Source organism: Methylobacterium sp. Leaf111 (assembly GCF_001423285.1).
GTDB lineage: Bacteria > Pseudomonadota > Alphaproteobacteria > Rhizobiales > Beijerinckiaceae > Methylobacterium.
The window spans coordinates 287,040-302,297 of record NZ_LMNE01000045.1; the positions used below are offsets into that span (position 1 = coordinate 287,040).

19 protein-coding genes are annotated in these 15,258 nt (G+C 71.3%); 9 read left to right on the forward strand and 10 right to left on the reverse strand.

Annotated features, from left to right (window positions below; translation table 11 throughout):
• Nucleotides 1-64 precede the first annotated feature (64 nt).
• On the forward strand, nt 65-646 hold the full coding sequence (locus ASF41_RS18125) for a TetR/AcrR family transcriptional regulator (protein ID WP_056495620.1): 582 nt from the start codon (nt 65-67) through the stop codon (nt 644-646).
• 49 nt (nt 647-695) lie between these two features.
• On the opposite strand, the gene ASF41_RS18130 is transcribed toward ASF41_RS18125, so the two are convergent.
• A complete protein-coding gene (locus tag ASF41_RS18130) occupies nt 696-1,073 on the reverse strand; it encodes a hypothetical protein (protein WP_056221571.1) in 378 nt (125 codons plus the stop codon).
• Between the two features lie 160 nt (nt 1,074-1,233).
• Entirely contained in the window at nt 1,234-1,656 is a 423-nt protein-coding gene (ndk, locus tag ASF41_RS18135; protein WP_056495623.1) for a nucleoside-diphosphate kinase, read from the reverse strand.
• Nucleotides 1,657-1,950: 294 nt separating this feature from the next.
• Between ndk and ASF41_RS18140 the strand changes: the two genes are divergently transcribed.
• A complete protein-coding gene (locus ASF41_RS18140) occupies nt 1,951-2,496 on the forward strand; it encodes a DUF2147 domain-containing protein (RefSeq protein ID WP_056495627.1) in 546 nt (181 codons plus the stop codon).
• Between the two features lie 37 nt (nt 2,497-2,533).
• On the opposite strand, the gene ASF41_RS18145 is transcribed toward ASF41_RS18140, so the two are convergent.
• Entirely contained in the window at nt 2,534-3,169 is a 636-nt protein-coding gene (locus ASF41_RS18145; protein WP_056495638.1) for a glutathione S-transferase family protein, read from the reverse strand.
• A gap of 217 nt (nt 3,170-3,386) precedes the next feature.
• On the opposite strand from ASF41_RS18145, the gene ASF41_RS18150 reads away from it, so the two are divergent.
• From ASF41_RS18150 to ASF41_RS18170, 5 genes are all read left to right on the forward strand, one after another.
• Nucleotides 3,387-3,677: a hypothetical protein gene (locus tag ASF41_RS18150; RefSeq protein ID WP_407067301.1), complete on the forward strand. Its 291-nt coding sequence runs from the start codon at nt 3,387-3,389 to the stop codon at nt 3,675-3,677.
• A 143-nt stretch (nt 3,678-3,820) separates the two neighbouring features.
• Nucleotides 3,821-4,237, forward strand: a complete 417-nt coding sequence (locus ASF41_RS18155; protein ID WP_056350275.1) for a DUF4345 domain-containing protein — start codon at nt 3,821-3,823, stop codon at nt 4,235-4,237.
• 26 nt (nt 4,238-4,263) lie between these two features.
• Nucleotides 4,264-6,249: an FUSC family protein gene (locus tag ASF41_RS18160; RefSeq protein WP_056496039.1), complete on the forward strand. Its 1,986-nt coding sequence runs from the start codon at nt 4,264-4,266 to the stop codon at nt 6,247-6,249.
• Entirely contained in the window at nt 6,249-6,443 is a 195-nt protein-coding gene (locus tag ASF41_RS18165; RefSeq protein ID WP_056495641.1) for a DUF1656 domain-containing protein, read from the forward strand. Before ASF41_RS18160 ends, ASF41_RS18165 begins: the two co-directional genes overlap by 1 nt.
• Nucleotides 6,444-6,445: 2 nt before the next feature.
• Nucleotides 6,446-7,468: an efflux RND transporter periplasmic adaptor subunit gene (locus ASF41_RS18170; RefSeq protein ID WP_056495644.1), complete on the forward strand. Its 1,023-nt coding sequence runs from the start codon at nt 6,446-6,448 to the stop codon at nt 7,466-7,468.
• Nucleotides 7,469-8,153: 685 nt separating this feature from the next.
• Here the strand turns inward: ASF41_RS18170 and gatB are convergent.
• From gatB to ASF41_RS25160, 5 genes are all read right to left on the reverse strand, one after another.
• Entirely contained in the window at nt 8,154-9,626 is a 1,473-nt protein-coding gene (gene gatB / locus ASF41_RS18175; protein ID WP_056495646.1) for an Asp-tRNA(Asn)/Glu-tRNA(Gln) amidotransferase subunit GatB, read from the reverse strand.
• A gap of 68 nt (nt 9,627-9,694) precedes the next feature.
• A complete protein-coding gene (locus ASF41_RS18180; RefSeq protein ID WP_056221545.1) occupies nt 9,695-9,994 on the reverse strand; it encodes a hypothetical protein in 300 nt (99 codons plus the stop codon).
• Nucleotides 9,995-10,004: 10 nt separating this feature from the next.
• Entirely contained in the window at nt 10,005-11,486 is a 1,482-nt protein-coding gene (gene gatA / locus ASF41_RS18185; RefSeq protein WP_056380345.1) for an Asp-tRNA(Asn)/Glu-tRNA(Gln) amidotransferase subunit GatA, read from the reverse strand.
• 122 nt (nt 11,487-11,608) lie between these two features.
• The gene (gatC, locus tag ASF41_RS18190; RefSeq protein WP_056221539.1) at nt 11,609-11,896 is read right to left on the reverse strand and encodes an Asp-tRNA(Asn)/Glu-tRNA(Gln) amidotransferase subunit GatC; all 288 of its coding nucleotides are present in this window, start codon (nt 11,894-11,896) and stop codon (nt 11,609-11,611) included.
• Between the two features lie 148 nt (nt 11,897-12,044).
• Nucleotides 12,045-12,224, reverse strand: a complete 180-nt coding sequence (locus ASF41_RS25160) for a hypothetical protein (RefSeq protein ID WP_156653362.1) — start codon at nt 12,222-12,224, stop codon at nt 12,045-12,047.
• Between the two features lie 113 nt (nt 12,225-12,337).
• On the opposite strand from ASF41_RS25160, the gene ASF41_RS18195 reads away from it, so the two are divergent.
• On the forward strand, nt 12,338-12,883 hold the full coding sequence (locus ASF41_RS18195) for an SMI1/KNR4 family protein (RefSeq protein ID WP_056495649.1): 546 nt from the start codon (nt 12,338-12,340) through the stop codon (nt 12,881-12,883).
• 71 nt (nt 12,884-12,954) lie between these two features.
• Nucleotides 12,955-13,449 (forward strand): Holliday junction resolvase RuvX, encoded by a 495-nt coding sequence (gene ruvX, locus ASF41_RS18200; RefSeq protein WP_056350177.1) that lies wholly within the window; start codon nt 12,955-12,957, stop codon nt 13,447-13,449.
• A gap of 6 nt (nt 13,450-13,455) precedes the next feature.
• On the opposite strand, the gene dprA is transcribed toward ruvX, so the two are convergent.
• Both dprA and plsY read right to left on the reverse strand, forming a co-directional pair.
• Nucleotides 13,456-14,631: a DNA-processing protein DprA gene (gene dprA, locus ASF41_RS18205; protein ID WP_056495653.1), complete on the reverse strand. Its 1,176-nt coding sequence runs from the start codon at nt 14,629-14,631 to the stop codon at nt 13,456-13,458.
• Nucleotides 14,632-14,662: 31 nt separating this feature from the next.
• Nucleotides 14,663-15,256: a glycerol-3-phosphate 1-O-acyltransferase PlsY gene (gene plsY / locus ASF41_RS18210; RefSeq protein ID WP_056221792.1), complete on the reverse strand. Its 594-nt coding sequence runs from the start codon at nt 15,254-15,256 to the stop codon at nt 14,663-14,665.
• Nucleotides 15,257-15,258: the final 2 nt, after the last annotated feature.

Consider the following 15,258-nt stretch of genomic DNA (forward strand, 5'->3'; position numbering starts at 1 on the left):
GCGGACCTGTATCGATGACGGCCCGCATCTATATACGACCGGGAAGGCAGCGGGAGAGCCGGAGATGCCGAGAGTTTCGCAGGAGCAGGCCAAGCTCAACCGCCAAAGGGTCGTCGCGGTCGCCGCCGCCCTGTTCCGGGAACGTGGCCTGCACGGGGTGGGGGTGGCCGACATCATGGCCTCGGCCGGCCTGACGCATGGCGGCTTCTACGGCCAGTTCGCCAGCAAGGATGCGCTGGCGGTCGAGGCGTTCGACGCGGCCCTCGGGGAGGACCGGCGGGGCGCGCTGGACATGCTCATCGCCAACTACTTGTCCGTCGGCCACGTCCAGTCGCCCGGCATGGGCTGCCCCCTCGCCGCCCTGGCCAACGACGTCGCCCGCGAGCCGGCGGGGAGTCCCCTGCGGGGACGCTTCACCCATGGGGTCCGACACCTCGTGGGCCTGCTGTCCGAGCTCTCGCCCCAGGGTGCGAAGGAGCGCCGCCGCCAGCGCGCGCTCGCCAAGTTGTCGACCCTCGTGGGCGCCGTCGTGCTGGCACGGGCGGTGGACGATCCGAGCCTCGCCGAGGATCTCCTCTGGGCCGCACGGACCGCCGCAGGCGAGCGCGGCGACCCACCGACCCCCGACAGCGCGTCGCCGCACTGAACCGGCACCGACGCGTCGCCTCCCGGGGCAGTCCGGGACGGACGGAGCCTTACGCCGGACGCGGCAGCTTGCAGCTGTCGAGAGCGTTCAGCGCCTTGGCGCGGGCGGAATCGTTGAAGTAGCCGGTGCTGCGGTAGCCATCGAGCTCGCTCTTGTCGAGGCTTGCCAACGTCTGGTTCGCGTAGCAGCCGCAGGGGCGGGCGAGGGAGACCTCGGAGACGTTCTGCAGACGGGCCTGGGTGACGGTGCAGGCGTGACGCACGCGGCCGGTCAGGTTGCTGGTGGAGGCCGTCTTCAGCGCCGGATCGGGAGTGTAGCCTTCGAGCGACGCGGTCGGGCCGGACTTGTTGGCGTTGCAGGCGGCGACGAGCGAGAGCAGGCCGGCGGCGAGCAGGAGCCGGCCGGTGCGCGGGGCGATGGAGCGCATGGAATGATGGGTCCGTGAAAGCGATTCGGGAACGAACCGGTTTCACGTCCGGGCCCCCGCCGCGCAAGGGCGCCGGGGCCACACTGGGACGGCAAACGCCGAAGCTTCCGGGAAGCTTCGGCGCGCCGGTTCGGTCGACCGTGTCCGAACCCCGAAGGATTCAGCCGACGATGTCGGAATCCTGGAAGAACTGGGCGATTTCCGCCTTGGCGTTCTCGAGGCTGTCGGAGCCGTGGACGGTGTTCTCGCCGACCGACTCGGAGAAGGTCTTGCGGATGGTGCCCGCGTCGGCGTTGGCCGGGTTGGTGGCGCCCATCACTTCGCGGTACTTGGCGACGGCGTTCTCGCCCTCGAGCACCTGCACGACGACCGGCCCGGAGGTCATGAACTCCACGAGCTCGCCGAAGAAGGGGCGCGCCTTGTGGATCTCGTAGAACGTCTCGGCCTGGGCGCGGCTCATCTGGATGCGGCGCTGGCCGACGATGCGCAGGCCCGCCTTCTCGATCACGGCGTTGACCGCGCCGGTCAGGTTCCGCTTCGTGGCGTCGGGCTTGAGAATGGAGAAGGTGCGCTCGGTGGCCATGGTCCGTCCGGTTGTGATCGCTCAGCCGAAAATGGCTTCGGCGCCGGGCTTATAGCCGCCAGGCCCCCGGCCCTCAACCCGAGGCGCGAACGCGGGGGATAACCTGAGCGCGGCCGCGGGTTTTCCCGCTGCCATGGCTTTGGCGCAACAGCGCCGGAAATTCGCCCGAATGCGGACGCCTCCTGTGGCCAGACGAACACGGCCCTGCCCCCGCGCCGGGTCGCTTGCCGATCCCCTTGCCGACTCTCTGGCCGCCGGCCTCCCGCCGCAGCCACGCCACACGGAGACCTGGACATGCGCGTCGCCCTCACCGCCGCCCTCATCCTCACCGGCCTCGCCCCCGCCTCCGCCGCCCCGGCCCAGGACCCCTCGGGGACCTGGCTCACCGGGGACGGCCGCGCCAAGGTCCGCATCGACCGCTGCGGCCCGGGTGCCGCCAACATCTGCGGGAAGGTGGTCTGGGCCAAGACCGCGACCAACGAGGACGGGACCCCGCGCACGGACATCAAGAATCCCGATCCGAAGAAGCGCGGCCGCCCCGTGCTCGGCCTGACCCTCCTCGACAACCTGAAGCCCGAGGAGGCGAAGTTCTCCGGCGAGATCTACAACGCCGACGAGGGCAAGATGTATCAGGTCAGCCTGGAGCGCGAGAGCAGCTCCGAGCTGTCGGTCTCAGGCTGCCTCCTCAAGGTCCTGTGCGGCTCGCAGACCTGGACCCGGGTGCCCGACGTGAACCAGCAGGCCTCCGCCGCCGCGCCCGAGTCGGCGCCCGCGCTCCGGCCCGCGCCGAAGGCCGCCAAGGCCGCCCCCGCGAAGGCGCTCGCGGCGCCGGCCGAGTGACGCCAGCGGCGTGACGCGTATCGGGTGACGCCTCCGCTCAGACTGCCGCGAATCCCCGCTGAACGGCCGGCCGCGCCATGACGCGGTCGAGCCAGGCCCGCACGTGGGGCACGCTGGCCAGCTCGATGCTCTGCTTCTCGTGGTACTTGGCCCAGGGCAGGATCGCGATGTCGGCGATGGAGAAGTCGCCCGCCACGAAATCGCGGTCCGCGAGGTGCCGGTCGAGGACGCCGTAGAGGCGCTGGGCCTCCGCGGTAAACCGGTCGATGGCGTAGGGGATCTTCTCTTGCGCGTAGATGCGGAAATGGTGGACCTGGCCGAGCATGGGCCCGAAGCCGCCGACCTGCCAGAACAGCCACTCGTCCACCGCCACCCGGGCGCGCTCGTCGGCCGGGTAGAGGCAGCCGGTCTTGCGCCCGAGATATTGCAGGATCGCACCGGACTCGAACACCGTGATGGGTTCGCCCCCCGGGCCGTCCGGGTCGACGATGGCGGGAATCTTGTTGTTCGGCGAGATCTTCAGGAAGTCGGGCGCCATCTGGTCGCCGCGGCCGATATTCACCGGCACCACCCGATAGGGCAGTCCGCACTCCTCCAGCATGATCGGGATCTTCCAGCCATTCGGCGTGCTCCAGGTGTGCACGTCGATGGGTTTTCCCGGCGCGTGTGCCATGCTGATGTTTCCGACCCTGTTCAGGCTCGCCCGACCCGCCGAAACAATCGGGAACGCGAGCGGATGGTTGCAGACTCCGTGCCACCGCCACAACACGTGACACGAGCGGTGGATCGCGTCGACACCCGTACAGATGGCACTTGCCCTCGCCCGGGGTTGTGGCTGTGATGCACCCGGCCCGCCACACGGCGGCGCCCAAGCGTCCCCGGGGGTCGTCATGCTGTCGTTCCGTTCGCGTCACACCCGTGCTTTGTTCGCGGGCTTGCTGCTTCTGGCAAGTCCCCTCCTTCTGACAAGCCCGTTCGTCGCGGGCGGTGCGCTCGCACAGGCCGCGGCGACGAAGCCCGCCAAGGAGCTCAGCGTCGGCCAGAGTGCCGCGCGCGAGCGCCAGAAGAAATGCGGCGCCGAGTGGCGCGCCCTCTCGGTCGCCGACAAGGCCGCGCAGGGACCGAAATGGCCGCAATACTACAGCAAGTGCGTCAAGCGCCTGAAGCAGATGAAGGCCTGAGGGGATCCGGCCGAGCGCGGGCGTCCGCGGGCGGCCGACATCGTGTGCGGGGCCAGGCGGCCCCTTTCGCGGACCGCCAAGGAACGTAAGCCTGGCCGTCCCGGTTGCCGATCCTGACAGGCGGATTCCGGACGGACGCGACGATGCGGGAACGGCAGGCGCTGCAGCGCGCGGTGGCGGTGATGGCCCTGGTCCCGGTGGCCTCCGGCCTCTACGGCGTGCTGTTCGGGCTGAACGGGATCGGACGCGGCGGCCTCGTCGACGTCTCCGCCGACAGCCACTTCCGCTACCTCTCCGGCCTGCACATGGGCATCGGCATCCTGTTCTGGACCTGCGTGCCCGGCATCGAGACCAAGACCACCCTGTTCCGCTTCCTCACCCTGGTGGTGGCACTGGGCGGCCTCGCCCGCCTCCTCGGCTGGGCGCTGACCGGATTGCCGTCGTTCCTGATGCTGGCCGCCCTGGCCGTCGAACTCCTCGTCAGCCCGCTGCTCTGCCTGTGGCAGGCCCGGGTCGCGGCGCGTGCCGCCGACGCGATGCCCGGCGGGGTCATCGGGTGAGCGCCCTCGCCGACAGCCCGCCCCGCATGCCGGACCGGATCCTCGCCGCAATCGAGCGCGTGGTTCCGAAGCCCGCCGCCTGGGCCTTCGCCGTGCGGATCTGGCTCGCCATGATCCTGGCCCTCTACGCGGCCTTCTGGCTGCAGCTGTCAAGCGCCTCCTCGGCGGCCGTCTGCGTGGCGATCTTGGCCCAGCCTAAGCGCGGGCAGGCCCTGTCGAAGGCGCTCTACCGCTTCCTCGGCACCCTCGTAGGGGCGGCCGTGGCCATCGTCCTGATGGCCTTGTTCGCGCAGGACCGGGTGGTGCTCCTCGTCGCCTTCGCCACCTGGCTCGGCCTGTGCGTCTTCACCGCCCACTTTCTGCAGGACACCCGGGCCTACGGGGCCATGCTGTCGGGCTACACCGTGGCGATCATCGCCATCGCCCATATCGACACGCCGCAGAGCACCTTCGACGCGGCCGTGGACCGGGTGGCGGCGATCACCCTCGGCATCGTGGCGATCACCGTCATCAACGACGCCCTCGGCTCGCCCAGCATCTGGCGGACGGTGCGCGACGCCCTGGGCGACGCCCTCGCGGAAACCCGGGCCTTCGCCCGCGAGACCCTGACCCGGGGCGATCCCGGCTCCGAGCGGACCGCCGCGCTGATCCGCAAGATCGCCGCCCTCCGGGGCGACGCCAGCGCGATCGCGGGCGAACGCGACGACGGGCCGGACCGGGCCGCGGGGGCGCGCAGCGCCATCGCGGCGCTCTACGTCATGGCAGCGGCCGCCCGCCATGTCCGGGCGGCCCTGGCCCGCCTGCCCGCCCCGTCGCCCGCCGTCGCGGAGGCGCGCGCCCTCTGCCTCGGGCTGACGGAGCCGGAGGCCGACCCGGCCCTGGCGGTGGCACGCCTGTCGGACCTCGTCGCGGAGGCCGTGCGGGCGGGCGACCAGCCCCTCGACGCGATCCTCGCCCTGCAGCGCGCCCTCGATTTCGCTCGGGCGGCCGCCTTCGCGGCCGATGGCTCCCGCGTCCTCTCCCATGGGGGGCGCTCCTTGCGCGACGTCCCGCTCCCGACCCACCGCGACGTGCCCGAGGCCGTGCGGGGCGCCCTGCGGGTGGTGATCGCCTTCGGCCTCACGGCCCTCCTCCTCGTCGCCACGGGATGGCCGGCCACCTCCTTCGCCCTGGTCCAGGTGGCGGCGACCTGCTCGCTCTCCGCGATCACTCCCGACCCACGGGTCTTCGCCAAGGGCGTGCTCATCGGCATGCCGCTGGCCGCCCTCTGCGCCGGTCTCGTGCTGTTCGGCGCGCTCGCCGGCGTCCAGGGCTTCCCCCTGCTGGCGATCGCCATGGCGCCGGTGGTCTTCGCCGCCTGCTTCCTCAGCCTCAACCCGCCGACTTTCGGCATCGGGTTCATCCTGCTGGTGTTCTTCCCCGTGCTGCTCTCGCCCGCCAACCCCCAGAGCTACGACCCGCAGGGCTTCCTCACCAACGCCTTCCTGGTGATCTTCGCGGCGCTGATCCTGTTCTTCACCGTCCGGATCATCCTGCCCATCTCCAACGCCCGCCACCGTGCCTTCGCCCTCGATTCGGCCCGGCGCGCCCTGGTCGAGGCCTTGGCGGGCCGGGGCGGCGACGCCACGACCCGGACGAGCCTCAACAGCGACCGCCTGCTGCAATTCGCCCGCTGGAGTTCGGGCAGCGCGGCCGTGCGCCGGGCGAGCCTCGACCGCGCCTTCGAGCTCGCCCGGATGGAGTCGGCGGCCGCGCGCGCCCAGGCGCAGCTGCGCGGCCTCGCCCGGGACGGTGCCCTGGCTGCGGTCGCGGGCCGGGCCCGCGCGGCCCTTGCGAGCGTCGATGCCGGCCGGATGCGGGAGGCCGCCGCGGCCCTTCTCGCCGCGGGCGGGCCGGCCGATCCGGCCACGCGCCTGCACCTCGCCCGGGCGGTGAGCGACCTCGCCACGGCCGCCCACGTCGCCGAGGGTCAGAGCCGCTTCCTGCGCCGCCTCGGCATCCGGGGCGCCTGATGCGCAGCGACCTCGATCTCGGCGGCGTGCTGCTCTCGCCCTTCGTGGCCTACGCCGCCGGCGCGCTGGCGATCCTCCTAGCTCTGCGCCTGCTCTTCTCGCGCCTGCGCATCGCCCGCTACGTGGCCAACCCGCCCCTGGCGGAGGCTGGCCTCTACGTGTGCATCCTCGCTCTCCTGATTGTGTTCCTGTGACCATGGCTCAAGACCCGCCCGCCGAGACCGCCGCCGCAGGGCCCGACGGCCGCTCCCGCGGTTTCGCCCCGGATACCCGCCCCCGCGCGCCCGGCCGGGGGCGCCGGGTGCTGCGTCTGCTGATCACCGGTCTCATCCTGGCCTGCGCCTTCGTCGCGGCGGCCCTCGTCTGGCAGTTCTACGTGACCGCCCCCTGGACCCGCGATGGGCGGGTGCGCGTGCAGGTCGCCAGCGTGGCCCCCCAGGTCTCGGGCCAGATCACGGAGCTGCGCGTCGCCGACAACCAGACCGTGAAGAAGGGCGACATCCTCTACGTCATCGATCCGTTCGACTTCCAGGTCTCGGTGACCTCGGCCCAGGCCGAACTCGACAACCGGGAGGCGGACCTCCAGGTCAAGCGGACCCAGGCCGCCCGGCGCGAGGCGCTGACCACCCTCTCGACCTCCATCGAGGAGAAGCAGCAATATGCCGGCACCGCCAAGATCGCCGAGGCGGCGGTGGCCTCGGCCAAGGCGCAGCTGTCCCAGGCCAAGATCAATCTCCAGCGCACCGAGGTGCGCTCGCCGGTGAGCGGCCGGGTGACGAACCTCCTGCTGCGCCCCGGCGACTACGCCACCACCGGCACGGTCAACATCGCCGTCATCGACACCGATTCGTTCTGGATCGACGGCTATTTCGAGGAGACCAAGATGGCCCGGATCCACGTGGGCGATCCGGTCTCGGCCGAGCTCCTCGGCTACGATCTGCTGATCCGCGGCACCGTGGAGAGCATCACCCTGGGCATCAGCACCGCCAACGCCACCGCGAGCACCCAGGGCCTGCCGAACGTCGACCCCGTCTACACCTGGGTCCGCCTCGCCCAGCGGGTGCCGGTGCGCATCCGCATCGACGTCGTGCCGGACGGCGTCACCCTTGTCGCCGGCATGACCGCCACCGTCTCGGTGGGCGCGCCCGGCGCCCATCGGCGGGACTGGCTCGCGGGCCTGCGGAGCCACTTCAGTGGGGCCGCGGTGCCCACCCCGTAGGTTGTAGCGACGGGGCGTGCGGTGGCAGTCGCGCCCAAGCGACTGCGGCGACAGGACATTTTAGGGTCGAGTCTCTGGGAACGAATACAGTCGCGAAATCACGCAAATAGGCTCTTGACGCATTCGCGATCCGGTCGCACCTTGATGTGGTGCTTCGACGGCAAAGCACAGCTCAAGCAACGAGGAGGCCTTGATCGGATAACGATCACGACCGACCTGACGCAGGAGATGTGGGAATGACTCCACCCCAGCAGGAAGCTGCGGCGATCATCCAGGGCTGATTCGACCTGGACGTTGAGCAGCGCACACGCGAATTACGGGACGGAAGCGGTCTCCGGGGCGCAGAAGCGGCCAGCACGGCACGACTTCAGACATGCACCAGGCCCCACCTCGGCCGCTTCCGCCGCCGATCTATTTAGATGAGCCGGCGTGCTTCGCGCCGAATGATCTCGATATCTTCGTCTCAAGGCGTCGCCGCCGCGCTCCCGCGCGAGCGGCTCGACCCATGAGCGGACGTAGAAGAGTTCGCGCGCCGCCGCGACGCTCGCCTCTGCCACGGGGGGAAGCTCCCCCGAAGGCGGCCGCCTCTCTCAGCTAACCAGGGAGCTCCTCGCCCGGCCGCACGACGTCGTGTCCGACCCGGCACCGACCGTGCATGTCCGCGGCGCGTGACGCAGGCCCGCTTCTACTCGATCCCCAGCTTCGCCTTCAGCAGGGCGTTCACCGCTGCCGGATTGGCCTTGCCGCCGGTGGCCTTCATGGTCTGGCCGACGAACCAGCCGAGCAGGGTCGGCTTCTCGCGGGCCTGAGCGACCTTGTCGGGGTTCCCGGCGATGATCTCGTCCACGGCCGCCTCGATGGCGCCGGTGTCGGTGACCTGCTTCAGGCCGCGCGCATCGACGATCTGGCGCGGGTCGCCGCCCTCGGACCAGACGATCTCGAACAGGTCCTTGGCGATCTTGCCCGAGATCACGCCCTCGCCGATGAGGTCGACGATGGCGCCGAGCTGGTCGGCCGAGACCGGGCTGGTCTCGATGCTGTGGCCTTCCTTGTTCAGGCGCCCGAACAGCTCGTTGATGACCCAGTTCGCCGCGGCCTTGCCGTCGCGGCCCTTGGCCACCGCCTCGAAGTAGTCGGCCGAGGCGCGCTCGGCGATGAGCACGCCCGCATCGTAGGGCGACAGGCCGTAGGACGCGATGAAGCGCGCCTTCTTGGCGTCGGGCAACTCGGGCAGGCCGGCGGCCAGGGCGTCGACATAGGCCTGGTCGAATTCCAGCGGCAGCAGGTCCGGGTCCGGGAAGTAGCGATAGTCGTGCGCCTCTTCCTTCGAGCGCATGGAGCGGGTCTCGCCCTTGCCCGGATCGAACAGGCGGGTCTCCTGGCTGATCGTGCCGCCATCCTCGATGATCGCGATCTGGCGGCGGGCCTCGGTCTCGATGGCCTGGCCGATGAAGCGGATCGAGTTGACGTTCTTGATCTCGCAGCGGGTGCCGAGCGGGTCGCCGACTCGGCGCACCGAGACGTTGACGTCGGCGCGAAGCGAGCCCTTCTCCATGTCGCCGTCGCAGGTGCCGAGGTAGCGCAGGATGGTGCGCAGCTTGGTCACGTAGGCGCGCGCCTCCTCCGACGAGCGCAGGTCTGGCCGGGAGACGATCTCCATCAGGGCGACGCCGGAGCGGTTGAGGTCGACGAAGCTCTGGGTCGGGTTCTGGTCGTGCAGGGACTTGCCGGCATCCTGCTCCAGGTGCAGGCGCTCGATGCCGACGGTGATCGACTCGCCGTCGGGCAGATCGACCAGCACCTCGCCCTCGCCGACGATCGGGTCCTTAAACTGGCTGATCTGGTAGCCCTGCGGCAGGTCCGGGTAGAAGTAGTTCTTCCGGTCGAACACCGAGCGATGGTTGATCTGCGCCTTGAGGCCGAGGCCGGTGCGCACGGCCTGGGCCACGCACGCTTCGTTGATGACGGGCAGCATGCCGGGCATCGCCGCGTCCACCAGCGAGACGTGGTCGTTCGGCTCGCCGCCGAACTCGGTGGAGGCGCCGGAGAACAGCTTGGAGCGGCTCGTGACCTGGGCGTGGATTTCCATGCCGATCACGACCTCCCAGTCGTGCAGGCCGCCCTTGATGAGCTTCTTGGGGTTCACGGCAGCGGTCATGATGGCCCGGATTCAGCGTTGCGGGGCGCGGGTACGCGCCGGAAAGGTGGAAGTGTCGGCCCGCCCGGTCAAGCGCGCAGGCGGTAGAGCTGGTGCGCCAGGAAACCGAGGGCGCCCCACAGGAAGGCGGCGATCCAGCGCACGGGGAAGAAGGTCGGCCCGTCGTGGCTCACCGGCGCCGGCCACGGGATGCCGATCGCGGTGACGCCCCAGGACACCAGCACCGAGACGGCGAAGGCCATCAGCGAGACGAGGATAACCTTGACGAACTGGTCCGACTTCCAGCCCATCACCAGGGCGATGGCGATCAGCACCGGATCGAAGGCGGCCCAGATCCAGACGTCGAAGGGATAGACCGGGACCGTCATCGCGTGCGCCTCATGCCCACCACGCCGCCGGCAGCCTGGTCCGTCCGGTGGCGTCCTCGATCACCTGGGCGGCGGCGAACAGCGTCTCCTCGTCGAAGGGCCGGCCAATGAGCTGGAGCCCGAGGGGCAGCCCCTGCGCGTCGAGGCCGGCCGGCACCGAGATGCCGGGCAGGCCCGCCATGTTCACCGTGATTGTGAAGACGTCCTGCAGGTACATCTCGACCGGATCGCCCGAGCCCTTCTCGCCGATGCCGAAGGCGGCCGACGGGGTCGCGGGCGTCAGGATCGCGTCGACACCGGCGGCGTAGGCCTGCTCGAAGTCGCGCTTGATCAGGGTGCGGATCTTCTGGGCCCGCACGTAGTAGGCATCGTAGTAGCCGGCCGAGAGCACGTAGGTGCCGATCATGATCCGGCGCTTTACCTCGCGGCCGAAGCCGGCGGCGCGGGTGTTCTCGTACATCCCGGCGATGTCCTTGCCGGGCACGCGCAGGCCGTAGCGCACGCCGTCGTAGCGGGCGAGGTTCGAGGAGGCCTCGGCCGGGGCGACGATGTAGTAGGCCGGCAGGGCGTAGGGGGTGTGCGGGAGCGAGATCTCCCGCACCGTGGCGCCGGCATCCTTCAGCATCGCGGCGCCCCGGTCCCACAGCGCCTGGATCTCGGCCGACATGCCCGCGACCCGGTATTCCTTCGGGATGCCGATGGTCAGGCCCTTCACGCCGCGGGCCACCGCCGCCTCGAAGTCGGGCACGGGCAGGTCGGCGCAGGTGGTGTCGCGCGCGTCCGCGCCGGCCATCGAGCCGAGCAGGATGGCGCAGTCGCGCACCGTCCGGGCGATCGGGCCCGCCTGGTCGAGGGAGGAGGCGTAGGCCACCGTGCCCCAGCGCGAGCAGCGCCCGTAGGTGGGCTTGATGCCGACGGTGCCGGTGAAGGCGGCGGGCTGGCGGATCGAGCCGCCGGTATCGGTCGCGGTGGCGCCCAGGCAGAGATGGGCGGCCACCGCCGCCGCCGAGCCACCCGACGAGCCGCCCGGCACCAGCTTGGCGTCCGATCCGGCCCGGCGCCAGGGCGAGACCACGTCGCCATAGGCGGAGGTCTCGTTGGACGAGCCCATGGCGAACTCGTCGAGGTTCAGCTTGCCGAGCATCACCGCGCCGTCGCGCCAGAGATTGGCGGTCACGGCCGATTCGTAGGCCGGCGTGAAGCCCTCGAGGATCTTCGAGCCGGCGGTGGTCGCCACGCCCTCGGTACAGAACAGGTCCTTGATCCCGAGGGGGATGCCCTCCAGCGGACGGGCCTCACCGGAGGCGATCCGCGTGTCGGCCGCCTCCGCCATGGCCAGGGCCCGGTCCGGCGTCTCGACGAGGTAGGCGTTCAGCGCCCGCGCCTTCTCCATGGCGTCGAGATGCGCCCGGGTCAGGTCGGTGGCGGAGAAGTCCTTGGCCTTGAGCCCGTCGCGGGCCTCCGCCAGGGTGAGTTCGTTCAGAGAGGTCATGGGTTGCGAGAGTCCTGGGCGCTCGTCCTGGTGGGTCCCGGGGCACAGCCGCCGTCGCCGTTCGGGCGCCGGGCGGACCGTCCTTCGGGGCGGCCGGGTTTTGAGGTCGGCGGCGCGTGCGCCTACTCGACGACCTTCGGCACGAGGAAGTAGTGGTCCTCGGTCTCGGGGGCGTTGGCCACGATGGCGTCGGCCTTGGCCCCGTCGGTGACCGCGTCCGCGCGCTTCTTCATCGCCATGGGGGTGACCGAGGTCATGGGCTCGACCCCCGTCACGTCGACCGCGCCGAGTTGCTCGACGAAGGCCAGGATCGCGTTCAGTTCGCCCTGCAGGGGGGCGACCTCGTCCTCGCTCACCGCGATGCGCGCCAGGTGCGCGATGCGCCTCACCGTCGTTGCGTCGACCGACATGCTGTCTTCAGATCCTCAGGCCCCCATCCGCAGCCCGTCGGGGTTCCGCGGGCGATGGGGCGTCGGGTCGGGCTATAGCACCCGCCTTCCCGCGCTCGCAACGGCGGGGCCGCGCGAGGGCCGGATCGGGCGGAGCGGCCCGGACGCCTCAGGCGATCGCGTGATGGGGCAGTACCGGTGATTCGATGAGGATCCCGGCCCGCGCCGGCCCGCGATCCGCCTGACGGAACCCGACGAGCAGGATCTCGCAGGCCAGGGCCAGCATCAACTTGTGCCGCAGGGGCATCCGGCGTGGTGCGGGTGTCGTCGCGTGGGGCGGCAGGGGCATGCGGTCGGCTTCCAGCGTCTTAACGGTTCATTAACGATGCTCTGGCCGATCCGGTCCCCGCAAGGCTATGACAACGTTTTCTCAAGGTTAACGACGAGCCGGAGATCAGATTCATGTGGGAGACGGTGTTCTCGCCCTGCGCGCCGGGTCCGGTGGCGACCGAGGCGGCCCTCGACCGGGCGGAGGCGGAGCTCGGCTACGGCCTGCCCGAGAGCTACCGCGCCTTCTGCCGGACCCTCGGAGCCGGGCTCGCCAACGGCTCCTTTCGCGTGGCGGTCCCGAGCGAGGCGCCCGAGACGGACCTCGTCGCCCAGTCCGAGCTGATCGCCCACAGCATCGCCTCCGTCCTCGGCGACCGGCCCGAGCATCGGTTCGAGGTGGAGGGCGACGATCCCAGCGTCGTCGAACGGGCCGGCTTCTTCGGCCGGTCGGAGGCCGGCGAGTTCCTGTTCTGGGACGTGGTGCCGGGGCGCGACGAGTACGAGATCTGGGTCCTGGGCGCCGACCTCGAATCGGTGCGCTTCGGCGGGGCCGACCTCGTCGACCTGATGCGGCGGAGCCAGGGGGCTGCCGTGCGGGGCATCCTCGGCATGGGCGCCGAGCCCCTCCCCGCCAGCTTCGTGGGCGACGGCACCGAAGGGTCGGCCGGCCCGCACTGATCCGCGAGGATCCCCTTGCCGGCCGGGAGCGGATCGCGCAGGACGGGCGGCGGCACGGGAGAGCGACGGACATGGACGAGGCCGAGATGCGGGCCTTCGCGGAGGCGTCGCAGGGCGGCCCCCGCCTCATCGGGATCGACCTCGGCACCAAGACGATCGGGCTCGCCCTCTCGGATGTCGGGCGCCAGATCGCCTCGCCCCTGGAGACGATCCGGCGGGTGAAGTTCACCCCCGACGTGAAGCATCTGGCGGCCCTGTGCGAGCGGCACGCCGTCGGCGGCCTCGTCATCGGCCTGCCCCTGAACATGGACGGCAGCGAGGGCCCGCGGGTCCAGTCGACCCGCTCCTTCGTGCGCAACATGAAGCCGCTGCTGCCCCTGCCCGTCCTCTACTGCGACGAGCGCCTCTCCACCGCCGCCGTCACCCGCGCCCTCATCGCGGCGGATGCCTCGCGGGCCAAGCGCGGCGAGGTCGTCGACATGCTGGCCGCCGCCTACATCCTGCAGGGCTGCCTCGACCAGATGCGCCGCGCCCTGGGCGAGGAGGCGCCCGAAGACGACGCGTGACGGCCCTCAGCCCACCAGGGACACCGACCCGCTGCCGTGGCGCTCGATGCGCCCGTCGAGCTCCAGCTCGAGCAGGGTGGTCTGGACGACCCGGACGCTGAGGCCGGCGGTGCGCGCCAGTTCGTCGGTTCCGATCGGGGTCGGGCTCAGATAGGCGATGAGGCGGGCGCGGTCGTCCACGGGCTCCGGCGCCGCGAAATCCTCGGCGGGGAGCGGCAGGACGATGCCGTCCACGTCGAGTTCGTCCCAGAAGATCGGCGCGTCGGCGAGGTCCGGCCGGTCGACGGCCAGGGCTTCCACCCTGCGCGCCGCGCTGCCCCCCGCCAGCAGCGGGGCGATGACGTCGGTGACGTGGGCGGCGTCGGAGACCAGGGTCGCGCCCTGGCGGATCAGGTCGTTGGTGCCTTCCGCCCGCGGATCCAGGGGAGAGCCCGGCACGGCGAAGACCTCCCGGCCCTGCTCCAGGGCGAAGCGGGCCGTGATCAGCGAGCCCGAGCGGCGGGCGGCCTCCACCACGACGGTGCCGTAGGCAAGGCCGGAGATGATGCGGTTGCGCCGGGGAAAGTCGCGCCCGCGCGGCTCCCACCCCATCGGCATCTCGGCCAGCACCGCCCCGCCCGCCTCCAGGATCGCCTCCACCAGGGCCGCATGGTTGGCCGGGTAGATCCGGTCCTGTCCTCCCGCCAGCACTGCCACCGTACCTGGCGCCAGGGCGGCCCGGTGGGCGCGGGCATCGATGCCCCGCGCCAGCCCCGAGACCACGACGAGCCCGGCCTCGCCGAGCCCGCGCGCGAGGCGCTCGGTGAAGGCGAGGCCGGCGGCGGAGGCGTTGCGCGAGCCGACCAGGGCGATAGCCGGGCGGTTCAGGATCGCGGCCTCACCCCGGATCGCGATCAGCGGCGGCGCCGAATCGGCGGCCTGCAGCAGCTTCGGGTAATCCGCCTCTCCGAGGGCGACGAGGCGGGCGCCGAGGCGACCGGCTGCGCGGAGCTCGACCTCGGCTTCTTCCCGGCTCGGCGGCGTGATGCGCCGGCCGCTGCGGCCGGTGAGGTTCGGCAGGGCGTCCAAGGCCGGCCCGGCGCCGCCGAAGCGGTTGACCAGGGTGCGGAAGCTGCGCGGGCCGATCCCCTCGCTGCGGATGAGGCGCAGCCAGTCGAGACGCTGGGCATCGGTGAGCTGCATCGCCCTCCCCTCCCGGAGCGGGCGGCGAGCCTCAGCCCTTCTGCCCGATGCGCCCCTCGGTCCCGTCGATAAGCCGGCGGATGTTGGGCGCGTGCTTCCACCATAGCAGGATGGCGAGCAGGAGGAACAGGCATGCAACCGCAGGCTGTCCCAGGGCCCACAGGACGAGGGGCGTCAGGGCCGAGGCCGCCAGCGCCGCGAGGGAGGAGTATTTCAGCGTGAAGGCGAGGCCCAGCCAGATCGCCGCGAAGGCCAGGAGGCCCAGCGGGCTCAGGGCCAGCAGGACGCCCAGGAAGGTCGCGACGCCCTTGCCGCCCTTGAACCCGAGCCAGACCGGGAACAGGTGCCCCAGGAAGGCGCCGAAGCCCGCCACCAGGGCCGCCTCCAGTCCGAAGCGACCGGCGAGAAGCACCGCGAGGGTGCCCTTCAGCGCATCGCCCAGCAGGGTGGCGGCTGCCAGCCCTTTACGCCCGGTGCGCAGGACGTTGGTGGCGCCGATGTTGCCCGAGCCGATCGCCCGCACGTCGCCGAGCCCGGCATAGCGGGTCAGGATCAGCCCGAACGGGATCGAGCCGAGGAGGTAGCCCCCCGCCAGCGCCGCCAGCAGGACGGGCCACGGGAGCATGT